General features: G+C 60.2%; 12 protein-coding genes and 3 tRNA genes. 10 read left to right on the top strand and 5 right to left on the bottom strand.

Annotation, left to right across the window (positions count from 1 at the left end):
* Positions 1-101: 101 nt before the first annotated feature.
* From ADA16_RS09865 to ADA16_RS09855, 3 genes are all read left to right on the top strand, one after another.
* Positions 102-1,295 (top strand): hypothetical protein, encoded by a 1,194-nt coding sequence (locus tag ADA16_RS09865; protein ID WP_048761542.1) that lies wholly within the window; start codon positions 102-104, stop codon positions 1,293-1,295.
* A 176-nt stretch (positions 1,296-1,471) separates the two neighbouring features.
* On the top strand, positions 1,472-2,602 hold the full coding sequence (locus ADA16_RS09860) for a hypothetical protein (RefSeq protein WP_048761539.1): 1,131 nt from the start codon (positions 1,472-1,474) through the stop codon (positions 2,600-2,602).
* Positions 2,603-2,683: 81 nt separating this feature from the next.
* Complete coding sequence (locus ADA16_RS09855) at positions 2,684-2,878, top strand: hypothetical protein (RefSeq protein WP_048761535.1); 195 nt, start codon at positions 2,684-2,686, stop codon at positions 2,876-2,878.
* 312 nt (positions 2,879-3,190) lie between these two features.
* On the opposite strand, the gene ADA16_RS09850 is transcribed toward ADA16_RS09855, so the two are convergent.
* The 3 genes from ADA16_RS09850 to ADA16_RS09840 form a co-directional block, all read right to left on the bottom strand.
* Positions 3,191-4,297, bottom strand: a complete 1,107-nt coding sequence (locus tag ADA16_RS09850) for a glycosyltransferase (protein ID WP_048761532.1) — start codon at positions 4,295-4,297, stop codon at positions 3,191-3,193.
* A 183-nt stretch (positions 4,298-4,480) separates the two neighbouring features.
* Entirely contained in the window at positions 4,481-5,266 is a 786-nt protein-coding gene (locus ADA16_RS09845; RefSeq protein ID WP_048761530.1) for an ABC transporter ATP-binding protein, read from the bottom strand.
* 46 nt (positions 5,267-5,312) lie between these two features.
* Positions 5,313-6,164, bottom strand: a complete 852-nt coding sequence (locus ADA16_RS09840) for an ABC transporter permease (RefSeq protein ID WP_048761760.1) — start codon at positions 6,162-6,164, stop codon at positions 5,313-5,315.
* A gap of 564 nt (positions 6,165-6,728) precedes the next feature.
* Between ADA16_RS09840 and ADA16_RS09835 the strand changes: the two genes are divergently transcribed.
* A complete protein-coding gene (locus ADA16_RS09835) occupies positions 6,729-7,997 on the top strand; it encodes an aminotransferase class V-fold PLP-dependent enzyme (protein WP_048761526.1) in 1,269 nt (422 codons plus the stop codon).
* Here ADA16_RS09835 and ADA16_RS09830 read toward each other — a convergent pair whose 3' ends face one another.
* Positions 7,998-8,966 carry an NAD(P)H-quinone oxidoreductase gene (locus tag ADA16_RS09830; protein WP_048761523.1) on the bottom strand — a complete coding sequence of 323 codons (969 nt, stop codon included), beginning with the start codon at positions 8,964-8,966 and terminating at the stop codon, positions 7,998-8,000.
* A gap of 197 nt (positions 8,967-9,163) precedes the next feature.
* Between ADA16_RS09830 and ADA16_RS09825 the strand changes: the two genes are divergently transcribed.
* The 3 genes from ADA16_RS09825 to ADA16_RS09815 all read left to right on the top strand — a co-directional run bounded on the left by ADA16_RS09825 (position 9,164) and on the right by ADA16_RS09815 (position 11,111).
* Positions 9,164-9,248 (top strand) — tRNA-Ser (locus tag ADA16_RS09825).
* Between the two features lie 236 nt (positions 9,249-9,484).
* Positions 9,485-10,219, top strand: a complete 735-nt coding sequence (locus tag ADA16_RS09820) for a hypothetical protein (protein ID WP_048761520.1) — start codon at positions 9,485-9,487, stop codon at positions 10,217-10,219.
* Positions 10,212-11,111: a hypothetical protein gene (locus tag ADA16_RS09815; RefSeq protein WP_239659439.1), complete on the top strand. Its 900-nt coding sequence runs from the start codon at positions 10,212-10,214 to the stop codon at positions 11,109-11,111. The genes ADA16_RS09820 and ADA16_RS09815 overlap by 8 nt, the downstream gene beginning before the upstream one ends.
* A gap of 14 nt (positions 11,112-11,125) precedes the next feature.
* Here ADA16_RS09815 and ADA16_RS09810 read toward each other — a convergent pair whose 3' ends face one another.
* Positions 11,126-12,265 carry a histidinol-phosphate transaminase gene (locus tag ADA16_RS09810; protein ID WP_048761514.1) on the bottom strand — a complete coding sequence of 380 codons (1,140 nt, stop codon included), beginning with the start codon at positions 12,263-12,265 and terminating at the stop codon, positions 11,126-11,128.
* Between the two features lie 211 nt (positions 12,266-12,476).
* Between ADA16_RS09810 and ADA16_RS09805 the strand changes: the two genes are divergently transcribed.
* The 3 genes from ADA16_RS09805 to ADA16_RS09795 all read left to right on the top strand — a co-directional run bounded on the left by ADA16_RS09805 (position 12,477) and on the right by ADA16_RS09795 (position 16,896).
* A tRNA-Ser gene (locus ADA16_RS09805) sits at positions 12,477-12,568 on the top strand.
* A gap of 3 nt (positions 12,569-12,571) precedes the next feature.
* Positions 12,572-12,647: transfer RNA gene (locus ADA16_RS09800), tRNA-Arg, on the top strand.
* Positions 12,648-13,248: 601 nt separating this feature from the next.
* Positions 13,249-16,896, top strand: a complete 3,648-nt coding sequence (locus tag ADA16_RS09795) for a phosphoribosylformylglycinamidine synthase (protein WP_048761512.1) — start codon at positions 13,249-13,251, stop codon at positions 16,894-16,896.
* The last annotated feature ends 275 nt before the right edge of the window (positions 16,897-17,171 follow it).

Below are 17,171 nucleotides of genomic sequence, written 5' to 3'. Positions count from 1 at the left end.
TGCAGAAATCGGCGGATAGCAGGAAGTCCGCCAGCTTCTGGCTTTAATATTGTTTATTCACCTTAAAAGTTCATAAATTTTCAAACGGAGTCTCGCCTCGCATGACTACTCCCACGCCCCCGAATAACACAGGCGACAAAACACGCAAACAGCTCATCACCATTCTGGTGCTGCTGGTACTAATCATCCTTGCAATGGTCGTGTTCCTGTTTGTCACGATGTCCAGGGATCGAGGTGGCGATTCGGCGGCTGCTGAGAGCAGTGTGTCGTCGTCAAGCGAAAATGGCGATGCGCAGGCGGAGAAGGCCGTCGTTGTGTACAAGCAGGTGCTGGCGAATCCGGCGCCGCTGCAGACTTTTGTCGGTGAAGTTAGTCCTGGTGGGGCGATGTCGTATGCGCTCGTGCATCTTGATGATGGGTGCGTGCCCGAGCTGGTGCTGAACTACGGCACAAGTGCGATGAGCGCCGAAATTGATGCGATTGGTGTCTACGGCGTCGACGAAAACGGCCAGGAAATTCAGTTTCAGAATTCCTATCATGACGGCGCGGCTTCTGCGGGCGGTGTACGTCGCGCCCTTCAGCGAGCTACTGGGCAGCCGGGTATGTTCTCGTTTTCTGCAGAGAGAGGCGGACGTAATCAGGAAGATTTGCTGGTGACGCGCCAGGGCAATGAGCTGGTGGAAACGCCTGCGAATCCGGGTGCCGGGGAGTTCGAACAGTTTAACTGGATTCCGGCTGGCAACCTGAATATCGTCGAGGCCATTGCTGCTGGTAATGACTGCGCGCCGGGCTCGGGCTCGGGGGCGGGTGCTGGCGCTGATGGTGGTGACGGTGCCAACGGTGGACCGAATCCGACGGCGGGGCAGCAGGCTGCGGGGTCTGGGTCTGGTTCGGACTCGGACTCGGGTTCGGGTTCGCAGTCTGGGGCTTCGGATTCTAGTCCGCAGGGGTCGAGCAATGGCACCAGTGGCCAGCAGACGGTGACCGGCACGGTGAAGATTTTCCAGAATCGAGCCGAGGTTCTCGCTTATCAGCAGCTTGAGGATCCCAACCCCCATATTGCCGACGATCGACAATTTGCGATTTTGGTTCTTGACCAGCCAACTGAAGTGACAGCCAAGCTCGCAGGAAGTAATGAACTTGAGACACGCACTATTGACCATGTCGTGATTAACCCAAATCTCCACAGTGACGGAGAAAAGGCAACGATTAGCTTCTCCGCTGACGAGAAGTATTGGCCGTCCGACACTGGAATTCCGTTCGGACTCGCAGCTGAGGACGGCGCCAAGGGGTAAGTAAGCCACAGTTCGGTATCTGCAGCTAGTTATCCACAGCCGCCAAATTGTCCACAGAAACGGGCAATTCGGCGGCTTTTCTGCTGCCAATTTTCACGGAGTCGGCAATAACTAAAGGCACTGAACCCAATTCCTGCAGCCAAGCTGCAACTAGCCTCGGGGAGTGCCGAATACCAATGCCCATCTGGACTTACGACGCCGATGGCCTCATCCACGCGGCTGCGCAGAAGCAAATCAAGCATCCTTGTGAATATGTCAGTGCCAAGTCAGAGCTGGATAATCTGCACGGCCACGTCGAAAGCACAAGTATTCGAGATAAATCCCTGCTCAGACTGGCGCACGGCACCTACATCGAGTGCTCTCGCTGGAATGCGCTGTCAGCATTTGAACGTTTTCAACTGCAGATAAAGGCACTGGTCAAGCCGGGTTCCGGGACAATCATTACAGGCGAAGCAGCCGCTGCGTTGCATGGGATTCCGTTGCTTGTTCGAAATGCCACAATCGCGCTTGCCAATTCCGGCCTGCGCCGACCTGGCGGCGGATTGCGCCATGTCGGTGGCAAAATTCTCGAACAAGACATCGTTCGCATTGGTGGGCGCTGCGTTACCGATGTGCCGAAAACCGTCATCGATATTTGCCGCACCAGCGAGTCCGAAAACGGGCCAATCATCGTTGACACCGCACTACGACAGTGGTGTGCCCTCGAAGAATTGCATACAGTCCTCACAAACTACCCACGTTCGCCGGGGACCCGTCGTGCCCGTGAGCTACTCCGAACTGCCAGCGAACACAGCGAAACCATCGGTGAGTCAATAACAAAGAAATGCATAATCGACTCAGGAATTGCCACGCTTTACGACGAAAAATGCGTGCTCATGCAGCAAGTCGAGTTCTATGACAGTGAAGGATTCATTGGGCGCGTCGATTTCTATGTGCCTCATCTGAATTTGATTATTGAGTTCGATGGGCTGACTAAGTATTCCGGTGGCGGGATAGCAGCCACTGAGACTGTACTTCTGGCAGAGCAAGCTCGCGAGAAGCGTCTGAGGAACCTCCACTTAGATGTACTCCGCTTCCAATGGTCACAGGTCATTAATGGGGACTGCGTGGAGGTCTTGCGACAGTTCGCTATTCGGCAGAGGCAGCGTATTCAGGCAGGTGGATTGGTATTTTCACCCGAGGTTGGGCGTTTTCGTCAAGCCGCTGTCCCGTACAAAGATCGGCAGCTTCGTGAGTCCAGAATCCAGCAGCGTAAGCAGCGTTTGCAGCTTCTGGAAAATGCATCGACCTCGCGTGGCTCCAGCTAAGTTCAGCTGCTGATCTGTTGCGATTGCGCTGACAAGGCTTGGAACGATTTCGAGCGGATTGGCTCGGATTTCCAGCGACTTATGGCCAACTTCCCGCCACTTATCGACGGTTTTTCAAGACTCATCGACGCTTTCTGGCCGTCGTGCTCACTTATGGCCAATTTCCTGGAGCTTATCGATGTTTTTCCGGGACTTATGGCCAACTTCCCGTCACTTGTCGATGACATTTCAGGACTTATGGCCATGCTGTTGGCCTGGCCCGCGCACTTATCGTAGGACTATTCACTTATGCGCAGGCTGTAGCGCATCGATGAGTGAATACCTCATCGATATGTCAGTGGAGTAGAAGGGAACCAGGGGTTAGGTAACACTTTTGCGCACTGAGCACTCGAAATGCGGACTACACGACCCGGGTGAGGTCAAATATGCAGGCCAGCGCAACCTCGGCCCCACCAGCCACACCAGCCCCAGCGCCGCAATCCCAACGCCAGCGCCGCAACCTCGGCCCCACCGACCCCAGCGCCGCAACCCCAACGCCAGCGCCGCAAGCCCAGTCAGCCCCAACCAGCCCCCCCCCAACAGCCCGAACTACGTCGACTTCGGATCAAAGCGCTCGAAGTTCTCCGCGCGGCCTTGCTTCAAAAGCTTGAACCAGCGGTAGAAGCCGCGGACATCGCGACGCTGGACCAGGAAGAACCAGCCGAAACGCAGGAACTCCTGTGGCATGAGCTTGCGCATGCCGGGCTGGCTCATCAGGTAGCCGCGGTTGCGGTAGGTGAAGTAACGCTTGAAGTCATCGGTCGGGTACTGCGTGTGCATCTTGCCACCGAGAATGGGCACAAATTCACCCGATCCGGAGGGGTGCAGGTAGGCCGTCGTCAAGCATGTGCCGAACCGGAGGCCGGAGCGGACCAGACGGCGGTGGAATTCGACCTCGTCGCCGCGGATGAACAGGCGGTAGTCGGGAACGCCGAGCTGTTCCAGCGAGCGGGCACTAAACAGCGCGCCGTTGAACAGGGACGCGATGCCGGGCAGAAGGTCGTGGTTGCCGTCGATGGTCTCGAGGTCGCTCGGCAGTTCGAGCCCGGTCGCAGCTTTCTGAACTGCGAAGTTGGTGAACCACTTCGTGCCTTCGGCGTCGTGCACTGCCGGGAGCTTGGGGTTGATGCCGCTTTCGAAAAGTTCCTCGCGCTGACGGCGCCACACCAGCCCGCGGCGCAGGGGGAATGCCAGCTTGTTCGGGGCCTTAATGTCGCAGACCACCGGCGAGACAGCGTCGAGCTGGTGGCGTCGCGCGCAGCTGTGCAGCGCTTTCAGCACGTAGGAGTCCTCCGGGCGGCCGTCGTCATCGGCACACCAAATCCACTCCGCGCCCAGTGACAGTGCAGTTAGCATGCCCAGCGCGAAGCCGCCGGCACCACCGAGGTTCGTCTTGGAGCCGAAGTAGTGGATCTCTGGCGCTAACCCGCTTGCCGACGACTGCCGCGCCACCACCTTCTCAGCGAGCTCCTTGACCTTCGGATCATTGCCATTGTCAACAATGATGAGCCACTTCGGCATGTGGGTCTGGCTGGCAACGATGGGAAGCGATTGACGCAGGTCCTCGATGCGGTTGTGAGTTACCACGATTGCGGCCGTTGTCGCCTCATCGTGCTTTGGGTGGTCAGCCGAGTTTTCGCTCACTTCGTTCTCCATCGGGGACGTACCGTTTATTACTGTTTTTATTGCTGTCTATCTTGCCATGTTGCCCCGGGTGAGCAATTCACTAACCACCCGCGCCGCCCGCAATCTACCCGCAATCTACCCGCGAGCCACCCGCACGGCCGCTGCCACATCGCAGCCGAGCGACCCGCGAACCGCAGCCGAGCCACCGCCGAGCTACTGCCGCCGCTGTGCGAGCACGTTGCGCACCTGGTCGGCGGCCTCTTTACCTTCGTAGGCCTCGACCACTTCGTCGACAAGCCCTGCCTGTCGAACCGTACCGTGATCAATCCACAGCGCCGTGTCGCACAGCTGCGCCAGGAACTCATTCGAGTGCGACGCAAACACCAGCAGACCGGAGCGGTCGACCAATTCGGTCAACTTTGTCCGGGCCTTCGCCATGAATGCGGCGTCGACGGCTCCGATGCCTTCGTCGAGAAGCAAGATCTCCGGCTCGATGGACGTGACCACACCGAGCGCCAGGCGCACGCGCATTCCGGTGGAGTAGGTGCGCAGCGGCATGTGCAGGTAGTCGCCGAGTTCGGTGAATTCTGCAATTTCGTCGAGCTTGGATTTCATTTGCTTGCGCGTTTGCCCCAGGAAGAGGCCGCGAATGATGATGTTCTCCATGCCCGAGATCTCCGGGTCCATGCCGACACCGAGGTCGAACACCGGAGCCACGCGTCCGCGCACATCGGCAGCACCGCGCGTGGGCTCATAGATGCCCGACAGCAGTCGCAGCAACGTGGACTTACCCGCGCCGTTGTGACCTACCAGGCCGACACGGTCGCCCTCGCGCAGGTGGATGTTGATGTCCTTCAGCGCCTCAATGACCACGACATTGGAGTCATTGCGACCAATCGCACCACCCGCGGCGCCGAGAAACGCCTTCTTCATCGACCGCGATTTGGCGTCGAAAATGGGGAAGTCAACGCACGCGTTGTAGGTGTCAATGCTGACCATGCTTATCCCTTGCTAGTTCTATTCGCTTTACGACGGCCCTTGCGGCCTAAACCCAGTAGCTCACGCGGGAGCGCCACAGCCGCATGGCCCCGAGTGCCAGTAGCAGGCCAACTGCAGTGCAGGCGAGGACGACCCACCAGTGGTAGGTATCCACCGGCTGGCCGGTCAGTGGGGCGCGGATGATTTCGAGGTAGTGGAACAGCGGGTTAATCTCCGCGATGCGTGCGCGTTCAGCGACGGCGCCGCCCTGTTCCTCCAGCGTCTTGGTGGTCCACACAATCGGAGTCATGTAAAACACCAGCTGAATCAGGGAATCCAGCAGGGGAGCCACGTCGCGGTAGCGCGTAGCGATGATGCCGAAGAACATGGTCACCCACACACCGTTGACCACCAGTAGCGCCATTGCCGGGATAACCAGGAAGAAGTTCCAGCCCAAATCCGGCCGGAAGACCAGCACGAGAATCAGCCAGATCACCATGTTGTGAGCCAGGAAGAGCAGTTGGCGCCACACCAGCCTGTAAACATGGACGCTTAGCGCACTGGGCAGCTGTTTAATCAGTCCTTCGTTTTCAATGAAGACGGTTGCTCCCTCACGCACGCAGCCGGAGATGAAGCCCCAGATAATCAGGCCAACGGTCACGTGTGGCAGGAAGAACGCTAGGTCCTGCTGGAACAGCAGGGAGTACAGCAGGCCGAGTGCCAGGGCCATGGCGCCGGTGGCAATGGTGATCCACAGCGGGCCGAGTGTGGAACGGCGGTACCGCTGCTTGATGTCCTGCCAGCCCAGCTGTAGCCACAGCTCGCGCTGCCCGAAGCCGGTAACTAGGTCGCGCCAGGCGGCGCCTATGGTGCGGGAACGCGACTTGAAAGCCGGTGCCTCACCCGTCGCATCAATCATTCGCGCAATGTCGCGGCGGAGGGTCTCCTCCGTGCGGAGAGCGGAGTCATTGCGCACAGTCTCGACAGATCGGTTGGCTGTATCTGCGAGTTGGCGATCGTTTTCTGCGTTAGTCACGTCTCCAAACTACTAGCTAGGGCGGACTAGACTGAATTCCGACGGTGCCGGGCGCGCCATTCTTCCACGTAGCGGCGCTGAATGGCAGTCACCATTGGTAGCTGTAAGTGGAGCTTATATGGCCGGTTGTGTGGCCGGTTATGAGCCCTTGGGAAACTTACATACAATCGCCGCTGTAACTGCTTTTTGGCATGTGGGTGGTGCACATCGTTTACATTTGGGTGCGCTTCCATGTGGCTAGAAGCCGGAAAAATTCAGCTAATTTTAAGTAGATACTAAAAGGGATTAAGGGTTCCCCTATGGGGGATTGCTTCGTTAGAATTGGCTCTAACTAAGATGGGCGATTGATACACGGTTCGATGCGTGGATGCTCGATGTGTGGGTGATTGCACAGTTAATTCTGAAATAGATATCGCAGCTTGAATTCGAAACCGGGAAAGGGTTTTCATGGCCTTCGATGTGCCAACAACCAGGGGTGCATACTCGTCGCTTTCCGACGGATGGACGTACCTCAATGCGGGTCAACGCACCCAGGTGCCCGAGCGTGTCCAGGCTGCGATGATTTCTGCATTCCGCAGCGCACAGAAGTCCCTTCCCGGTGAGACCGGAGCGGGGGCTCATGGCCAGTCGCGCAGCTCAGGCGTTCCCGCTGCGGATGAGCTGACCGCCAGTGCGCGCCGGGCCTTTGCGGACCTCACTGGTGGTCCGGTCGCAGGTGTGGTGCTGGGCTCGTCGCGTGAGGTGCTCATGGAGCAGTTCGCGTCCGCTATGAGTCGCCGCCTATCGCTCGGTTCTAATCTGGTGATTTCCCGCATCGGTTCGCAGGTTGTGCATGCGCCACTGCGTCGCGCTGCCAATCTCTACGGCGCTAAGGTCCGCGTTGCTGAAGCGGACTTGTCCTCAGGTGCGTTGCCGTCCTGGCAGTTTGATGATCTTGTGGATGAGCACACGCGCCTCGTCGTCGTTCCGGCTGCGGATCCGTACGTTGGCACCGTCGCGCCGGTAGCTGATATTTCTCGGCGTGTGCATGCGAAGTCCAACGCCTGGGTATTGGTCGATGCGTCAGATATTGCCGCTTACCGCGATGTATCGATGAGCAAACTGGGCGCCGACATTATGTTGGTCGACACCTCCGTGCTGGGCGGGCCCGAGGTCGCGGCATTGGTATTCAAGAATCCTGAGATGTTCGAGCGCATGACGTCGTTAAGCTATGTGCCGAATGCGCGCGGTGTCGAACGGATCGAGGTTTCGCCGGTGTCGCCGGCGCTGCTCGGTGGTGTGTCGGAGTCGGTGCTGCACCTGGCGTCGCTGGATAGTGCGGCGAGGGGCTCGCGTAGGCATCGCATTGAAACAGCGATGCCGCAGGTTTCTCGCTACTTGACGACGCTGTCGGAACGCCTGATTGCGGCGCTGATGACCCTGCCGCGGGTGTACATCATCGGCATGGATACCGAAGATGATTCTTTCGCGAGTGTGACGCGGACGCAGCACATTCCGCGCATTAGCTTCCTCGTCGATGGGGTGTCGGCGAAGGTGGTCGTGGACAGGCTGCTGGATAATGGCCTCGTGACCAGCATTGTTGATGCATATGAATCTCCACTGCTGGAGGCTATGGGCATTGACGAGGCTGGAGGTGCCGTGGGGGTCGGCCTCCAGCCGTTCAACACGCCGCACGACATTGACCAACTTGTGCGCGCTGTTGCCTCACTCGGTTAGTTAGACGGTCAGCACGATTTTGCCGCTGACCGCACCGCTGTCGAGCAGCTCGTGGGCCTTGGCTGCGTCGCGCATCTCCATGACCTCATGAATTTGAGGGGTGACGGTGCCGTCGGCAAGCATTGGCCAGACGGTGTCCTCGGTGGCGTTGACGATGCGCGCCTTGTCCGCGAGATCGCGGTAGCGCAGACCGGTGGCGGTAATCGAGCCGCGCTTGCTCAGCAGGCGGCCGATGTTGAGCTCGCCCTTTACGCCGCCCTGCATGCCGATGATCACCAGGTGGCCGTCCTTCGCCAGAGCCTTGACGTTTCGGTCGAGGTACTTTGCGCCCATGATGTCCAGAATGACATTGGCACCGCCTTCAGCTGTGATGATTTCCTCGAAGTCCTCTTCCTTGTAATTGATGAGGATGTCGGCGCCGAGCTCCTTGCACTTAGCCAACTTCTCCGCCGAACCGGCGGTGACTGCGACGCGAGCGCCAAGCTGCTTGGCCATCTGAATGGCGAAGGTGCCGATGCCGCCCGCGCCACCGTGAACCAGCAGCAAATCGCCTTCCTTCAGGCCGGCAATCATCACGACATTCGAGAACACCGTGCAGGCAACCTCGACGATGGATGCGGCCTCGGTGAAGGAGTAGCCATGCGGCAGCGGGAGAATCTGCCCGGCCGGCACTGCGACCTTCTCGGCGTAAGCTCCACCAGAGAGAAGGCAGCAGACCTCGTCGCCGACCTTCCAGCCCTGAGAGTCGCCCTTGACCTCTTCAATGACACCGGCGCACTCCAGGCCGAGGGTGTCGGTCACGCCCTTGGGCGGCGGGTAGTGGCCAGCGGCTTGCAGCAGGTCAGCGCGGTTTACGCCAGCGGCCTTGACCTTGACCAGTACCTGCCCATCCTCGAGAGTCGGCTCCGGAGCATCGGCCCATTCCAGGGCTCGGGGGTTGGAAAGATCAGTCTGAATGATTGCCTTCATAGTCTTCAAAGGTAATGCAAAAACTAGTTCTGCACGCGGTATTTCCGACTCTTTTGTAATTGGCAAAAATAGTTATGTCTGCAGAGGTGGATGCTTGGGGTGTGGTTTGGGATGAGGGGCTAGTGAAAGGTACTGGCAAGGGCTGTTATGAGGGCGTTTGCTGCCTAACGACGGTATGCGGTTATGATGTTGGCGTTGGAAGTATGGCAGAGCGGCCGAATGCACTGGTCTTGAAAACCAGCGAGGGTCACACCTCCGGGGGTTCAAATCCCCCTGCTTCCGCAGATGGAAACCCTCAGTAGTTGTTCTACTGGGGGTTTCTCATTTCCCTCAAAAGTTGACATATGTGTTGAGGCTGGGGCGGGTATTGAGATTGGGGTGGGTAGGCGGGCCTTCGGGATTTTTGCCGACAACCCCGGAACAGTATGGGCGGGTTGCCAGAACCGGTAAGCTCGGTCTTGCTGCAACATAATTTCAGCGTCATAATGGCGGACGGTATTGAGGGAAAAGGTCGAACAATGGCAACGAATCGGAGTAACCACTCGGACGACTCGTTCGGTGAGTGGAGCATTAATCCGTACACGTCAGATGATCAACCCTCTGCAGATGCGCCAGCAAATGCGTGGAGTGCGGTGGAAGAACCGCAGTGGGGGCAACCCGAGAGTCAAACGCAGAGCTTCCAGCCATTGCAGTCGGAACCATACCGCCCCGCTCCCTATGTCCCCGGTCCGCAGCTTGGTCCGGCTGCTGACCCGAGCAGCGGCAACAAGGGGTTGACCATCGCAGTCATTGTCCTGGCAATCATTGCGGTCGCCCTCCTTGTCGGCGCAATGGCCTACTTCTACTTCTCCGATTCGAGGGGTGTGAATTCGGCCAGCAGCAACTCATCCCAATCCCAGCCAGCTCAGTCCGCTAGTACCGAGGATTCCTCTACCACGTCGGGCACTGAGCAGAAGCATCGCGCTGAGGGGTTCCAGCCGCCGTCGAGTTGGCGCCACTGCTCCGGCTCTGGTGATCCGGGTGATTTGAACTTGGTATATGCAGAAGATGTTGGCGGTAATATCACGACCTGCCCGTTTGCCACCAACGTGCGCAATGCCTTCGTTGAGCATTATCAGCTTACAAAGCAGCTCAGCGGCACCGTCACCGCTAGCAGTCCAACAACTGGCAAGACTTACACCATGACCTGCCGCGATAACGGCGAGGTCGTCACCTGCACCGGCGGTACGAATGCGACGGTGCACATTGTCTAAACGCCTCCGAGTAGCTCTCGCTGTAACCACCGTCGTCACGCTCGGCCTCAGCGCCTGCACCATCGACACGGACTCCGACTCGTCGGCCATGCCGTCGCCGACGCTGTCCAATCCGCTTGACGACGGCCCCAGCGGCGCATCCTCCGATGGAAAAGTTGTGCCTGGTGAGATGCCTCGCGAAGTTGTCGAGGCCGTGAAGTCCGCGCAAAAGGAATTCGGCGGTCTGGCCGGCGCCGCTCTGGCAACACCGAACAACGACTCCCAGGTGGTTTCGACGGGTGACTTTAAGACTGGTCCGGCTTGGTCGACCTCCAAGGTGCCAATCGCCGTGGCCTACGTGCGTCAATCCGGGGTGGACCCCCAGGTGGAAGCTGCAGTCACGGTTTCCGACAACGACGCGGCTGAGTCCTTGTGGTACTCCCTGGGCGATGACGCGACCGCGGGCGCGACCACCGATGAGATTCTCCGAGAGGGGCACGATACCCGCACCGTCATGGGCACTGACCGCATCCGCGCGGAATACACAGTCTTCGGACAGACGCAGTGGGATTTGCGTGACCAGGCGACCTTCGGCGCCAATCTGCAGTGCATCGAGGCGGGACCACAGGTCGCTGACCTCATGGGGCAGATTGCCGAGGAACAGTCCTACGGCCTCGGACGCATCCCTGGTGCCCACTTCAAGGGTGGTTGGGGTCCCGATGATGAGGGTATCTATTTGGTGCGACAGTTCGGTTACTTGCCGGGCAAAAAGCCGGGCACCTTCGTTGGTGTCGCTATCGCAGCCCAGCCTGACGACGGCACCTATGAGACCGGCCAGCAAATGCTCGACCGCATCGCAAAGGCGATTGAGCGCAGTGGTGGCGCGACCACTGGCCGCGCTGGCACCTGCTAGCTGAGCGATAGCTGCTAGTGCTCAATTCCTAGCGCAGCCAGCAGCTTCGAAGTCTCTTCTTCGGTAGTGATGGTGATGCGGGCACCTTCGCTGGCAAAGCAGCGGATGAGAATGTTGCGCTTTGCCAGGAAGTCACCGAGATCCGTGGTGGTGGCCACGGAGACGTCGTCAAGCAAAGAGAGATCGGCAATCCGATCCTCGCCGATCCAAATGAAGTTGGCCTGCGAGTTCGGCAGCACCGTCTCGCGGCCGGTGGCGGCGTTGATGGCCTCGGTGACGGCGACGCGCTGTGCGCGGACCTCGGCGATGCGGGCGGTGAGCTCTTCCTGTGCGTCCAGCGAAGTGAGCGCGGCGATCTGCGCGAGAGTGTTTACGGAGAAGGGGATAGCGACCTTATTCACGGCCTCCACAAGCTGCTCCGGGCCGAACATGTAGCCCACGCGGAGCCCGGCCAGGCCGTAGACCTTGGAGAATGTGCGCAAGCCAACCAGGTTGGGGTAGGTATCCAGCAGCTCGTGTGCCAACGGGGTAGCGGCATGAGTGGCCTCGTCCACCAGCTCGATGTAGGCCTCGTCGAGAGCGACCACAACATCGCCCGGAACCTGCGCCATGAACTCCGCGAATGTCTCGCGAGTGACGGTCGTGCCCGTTGGGTTGTTGGGATTGCAGACGAAAATCAGGCGCGTGCGGTCGGTGATAGCGGCGGCCATTGCCGGGAGGTCATTGCGGCCCTGTGCATCCAGCGGCACCGGCACCGGAGTAGCCCCGGCGACGCGAGCGAGGATGGGGTAGGCCTCGAAGCTGCGCCACGGGAACACGACCTCATCCCCATCCGCACAGGTCGCCTGCACGAGCTGCAGGCACAGAGCGGAGGAACCGCAACCGACCGCGACCTGTTCCATAGGCAGCCCCAGGTGCTCGCCGAGCTTAGTGCGCAGGTCAACCGCGCCCATGTCCGGGTAGCGGTTCGGGCTGGTAGTTGGGTCGGAAATGGTCTGCGAGATGGCCTTCACCACCGCGGGCAGCGGCGGCTGAGTCATTTCATTGGACGCGATCTTCAGCGCGCCGGGCACAGCTTTGCCCGGGACATAGGCCGGAACCTGCTCGAGGTCGGCGCGAGTTTTGGGCTGAACTGAAGATGCATCGTTGGTCATAGGCCTAACTGTAGAACATGGCCCGGATTGGGCAGTACAAAATCCCCGCAAAATCCCAAGGTGTGGTCGCTATTTGTGGTGCCGTATTCGGTGGCTTCGCGGGTGTTTTGCTTTTCAATTCTTGTGTTCTGTAGGATTGGCTGCGGTTATTTGGTCTTGTCAACGCAATGGCGAACAGCTTTGCTGAAGCGGGATCGATGCCAGTGGTTTTGGAGGCGTGCCAGAGCGGCCGAATGGGGCTCCCTGCTAAGGAGTTGCCTGTCTTGCGACGGGCCGGAGGTTCGAATCCTCTCGCCTCCGCCACACGCGCCCGTAGCTCAACGGATAGAGCATCTGACTACGGATCAGAAGGTTAGGGGTTCGAATCCCTTCGGGCGCACCAGTTCAGACCCGTACCTTGTAGGTGCGGGTCTTTTTGTATTTATTACCTGGCAGTGCAGCGCAAGCCGAGGCATTGCGGGGCGGGGCAGCGCGGTCCTTCACTTGTGGCCAGGGTTCGGTCACTTATCGATGGTTTCTCGTGACCTGTCGATGGTTTTGCGCCACTTATGCGCGCGCTGTGGGTGCTACGTATGCACTTGTCGATGCGCTGTTCACTTGTGGCCAGGCTATAGCGAATCGATGGGTGAACTATGCATCGATAAGACAACGAACCAGCTCCCTTGCTTCAGCAACGCGCAGCACAGGCAACAACGCGCAGCAACAGGTAGCAACGCGCAGCACAGGCAACAACGTGCAATAACAGGCACCAACCCGGACCTGCCGCCCGACTCACCACCTCCCTGAGCCGCCACGGCCGTACCTCCAACACCCCCGCGCAGCCTTTGCCTGGCCGAATCCGATTAGCCTGGCCTTGTACTTGGTCAATCGGGGCTTCCGCCCCGCGCCGTCCACCTCGCGTACCGAGGGACATTTTCCTATCCTGAACAGTTGGAATAGACTTGAACCCCGGTTGCCCTCCCCGTATTTCGATAGGAGCCTTGATGGACGCCCGTCTAGCCGTTCGCCGTAAGCCCGAGTTCCGCAATGAGGAAGCGACGCTGCTGTCCTCGATCGGCCAGGACGGTGAGGTGGCAATCTACTATCTCTACGATGCTTTCGATGCGACGGAGGAGGATCTCGTCGCGCTGCGTGAGTCGGTAGTTGCTGATTCGCGTGTCGACGAGCTGGCCGAGCTCCCGGCCCCCGCCGAGCTGGGGAACTACCTTGCTGTCGAGCCACTTCCTGGCCAGTACGACCAGCGTGCCGATGCCGCCGAGCAGGCCCTGCGTCTGCTCCGCCCGGAAACCCGCGCGCAGATCACCTCGGCCACGCTCTACGTTTTCGACGCACCGGTGAATGACGCCGTGCGCTCCTTCCTCATTAACCCGGTCGAGTCGGGGGAGAAGAACCTGAGCGTCCTGCGTCGCCCGAGCATGGGCGAGATTGAGCCGCTGAAGGAGTACCCGGGCTTCACCGAGCTGGATGACGAAGGCTTGGCCGAGCTGCTCGCAGCCGACGGCATGGCCATGTCGCTGGCCGACCTGAAGACCATCCAGGACTACTTCCGCTCCGAGGGCCGCACTCCGACTGAAGTTGAGCTGTCCGCGCTGGACACCTACTGGTCGGACCACTGCCGCCACACCACCTTCAATACCGAGCTTACCTCCATCGAGAACAACGAGCCGCGCTTTGCCGCGCAGCTCGACCGTGCGCTGCGTCGTTACGACGAGCTGCGTGAGCTCAACGGCCGCACGCACAAGCCACGCACCTTGATGGACATGGGCACCATCATGGGCCGCGAACTGCGTCGCACGGGCGTGATGGAGGACCAGGAGGTCTCCGAGGAAATTAACGCCTGCTCCGTCTACGTCGATGTCGAGGGCGATGACCGCAAGTGGCTCCTCATGTTCAAGAATGAGACCCACAACCACCCGACCGAGATCGAGCCTTTCGGTGGCGCCTCCACCTGTCTCGGGGGCGCAATCCGCGACCCGCTGTCGGGTCGCTCCTGGGTCTACCAGGCCATGCGTCTGTCCGGCGCAGGTGACATCAACACCCCGCGCGAGCAGACTCTCGAGGGCAAGCTGCCACAGCGCGATATTTCCTCTCGTGCCGCAGCCGGCTACTCCTCCTACGGCAACCAGATCGGTCTGGCCACCACTGGTGTGCGCGAGCTGGTTCACCCGGGATACGTCGCTAAGCGAATGGAGCTCGGAGCCGTCGTCGCCGCTGCTCCGGCAGACAACGTCAAGCGCCTCGAACCCGCGCCGGGCGATGTGGTGATCATGCTCGGTGGCCGAACCGGCCGTGACGGCGTCGGCGGTGCGACCGGTTCGTCGAAGGCGCACGATGAGGACTCGCTGGGCCGTTCCGGTGCTGAGGTGCAGAAGGGTAACCCGGTCAACGAGCGCAAGATTCAGCGCCTGTTCCGCCGCGAGGATGTCGCCACCAAGATTGTCCGCTGTAATGACTTCGGCGCTGGTGGCGTGTCCGTTGCGGTCGGTGAGCTGGCGGACTCCATCGACATTCACCTCGAGCGCGTGCCGCTGAAGTACGCCGGTCTGAATGCCCGCGAGATTGCAATTTCCGAGTCCCAGGAGCGCATGGCGCTGGTCGTACGCCCGGAGGACGCCGACTTCATCATCGCCGCCGCTGCCGAAGAGAACATTGAGGCCGTCGCACTGGCCGACATCACCGACACCGGTCGACTGCGCATGTTCATGGGCGACGAGGTCGTGTTCGACCTCTCCCGTGAGTTCATTGACACCAACGGCGCTGACCGCGCCCAGAACGTCGAGATGGTTGCTGCGGAGGGCGGCGTCGTAAAGCAGGCTCCGGCGAGCGTGCTTGAGTCGCTGCGTGCGGCGACGGCGGGCTCCCAGGAGGGCATGATCGAGCAGTTCGACTCGACCGTCGGCCGCTCCACCGTGCTCATGCCGTACGGCGGCGCGTCGCAGAAGACCGACGAGCAGGCGTCGATCCAGACACTGCCGGTCGATGGCGGCACGACCACCGCATCCATCATGACCTGGGGTTACTCGCCATCGCTTGCCGACGAGTCCCCGTACCTCATGGGTTCCTACTCCGTGGTGGAGGCTCTGGCTAAGCTCGCAGCGGCCGGTGGCGATCCGCGCGGCGCCTGGCTGAGTGTGCAGGAGTACTTCCAGCGCCTGGACCAGGATCCGCAGCGCTGGGGCGAGGTTGCGCAGGCTCTGCTCGGCCTGCTCGAGGCTCAGGACGGCTTCCAGGTTGCGGCCATTGGTGGTAAGGACTCCATGTCCGGCACCTACGGCGAGGACCTGCACGTGCCGGCGACACTGGTGACCTTTGCGGTCGCTGCAATGGACGAAACCGACGCTGTGTCCGCTGCAATCCCGGCCGGTAACTTCGACCTCTACCTGTTTGCGCACAAGCCGCTCGAGTCCGGGGAACCGAACTACGAGCAGCTCAACGAGCTGTTTGCTGCTGTGCGCGAGCTGCGTCCGGCTGCTGCTTCGGCTGTTGCCAATGCGGATCTGGCTGCGACCTTGGTGAACATGGCTGTGGGCAACGGCGTGGGCCTGGAGGCATCGTTGCCGGAGGCTCCGCTGGGCTCCATCGTTGTGGCTGTTCCGGCTGGTCAGGCTGTTGAGGGTGCCGTGAAGATTGGCGCTACGGACGAGTCGGGCACGCTGCGCTTCGGTGAGGAGTCCTTCACTGTCGCTGAGGCTCTGGAAGCGATGGAGTCCGGATACAGTGAGGTCTTCCCGCTCAATGAGTACGAGGGCGAGGCCCTGCCGGAGTTCGCTAATCAGGTCAGCGCGACTGAGACCGACCTGCAGAGCCCGGGCAAGAAGGATGTCCACGTGTTGCTGCCGGTCTTTCCGGGTACCAACTCCGAGTACGACATGGCCGAGGCGTTCGTCGCGGCTGGCGCTACCTATGAGTTCCACGTGATCCGCAACCTGACCCCGGCAATGCTCGCGGAGGACACGAAGGCGTTTATCGAGAAGCTTCAGGACGCCGATATCCTCGCCTTCTCCGGCGGCTTCTCCCTGGGTGATGAGCCGGACGGGTCCGCCAAGTTCACCGCCGCGTTCCTGCGTTCCGACGATGTCGCAGCCGCCGTCAAGGAGTTTGTGGCCGACAACGGTCTTGTGCTCGGTATTTGTAACGGTTTCCAGGCGCTGGTCAAGTCCGGCTTCCTGCCGTATGGCGACCCGGCGCAGCTCCGTGAGGATTCGCCGACCCTGGCCCACAATCGCCAGCTGCGTCACGTTTCCCGTATCGCCACCACCCGCGTGACTACCGTGGATTCCCCGTGGCTGCGCGGTTTCGAGCCGGGCCAGATCCACCTCATGCCGGTTTCTCACGGTGAGGGCCGTTTCGTGGTTTCCGAGGACGAGGCTCGCCGCCTGTTCGAGGCCGGTCAGGTCGCTTTCCAGTACGTCGATACCGATGGCGATGCCGAGGGCGTGCCGACGATGGAAGCGCCAGCCAACCCGAACGGTTCCTGCTACGCCATTGAGGGCATTGTCAGTGCTGACGGCAGGATTCTGGGCAAGATGGGCCACCCGGAGCGTTTCCGCGAAGGCCTGATGCGCAACATTCCGGGCATTGGTGAGCAGGACATCTTCGGCAACGCTGTCCGCTGGGTCCGCGGCGAGTAGTTCCTCGGTTTCTCCGGTCCGCGCCGGTGCCGGCCTCCGGGGGCCGGTTAGACCGGGGTAACCGCAACGAAACCTGTTGTTAATGTGCAACGGATATGTACTTGAATAAGTGCCCAAAAAGGTTGCTTGAACAGGTGATTTTGTAAAACTTCGCAGGTTGAGTAAAGTATCTATTCGTTGCAGGGACCGAGGGAATTACCCAGAGTCGCTGAATAACAACATAATGCGCCCGTAGCTCAACGGATAGAGCATCTGACTACGGATCAGAAGGTTAG

Source organism: Corynebacterium vitaeruminis, assembly GCF_001054325.1.
GTDB lineage: Bacteria > Actinomycetota > Actinomycetes > Mycobacteriales > Mycobacteriaceae > Corynebacterium > Corynebacterium vitaeruminis_A.
Note: the sequence above shows the minus strand (reverse complement) of the source record. Positions and strands in the feature narration are given on the sequence as shown.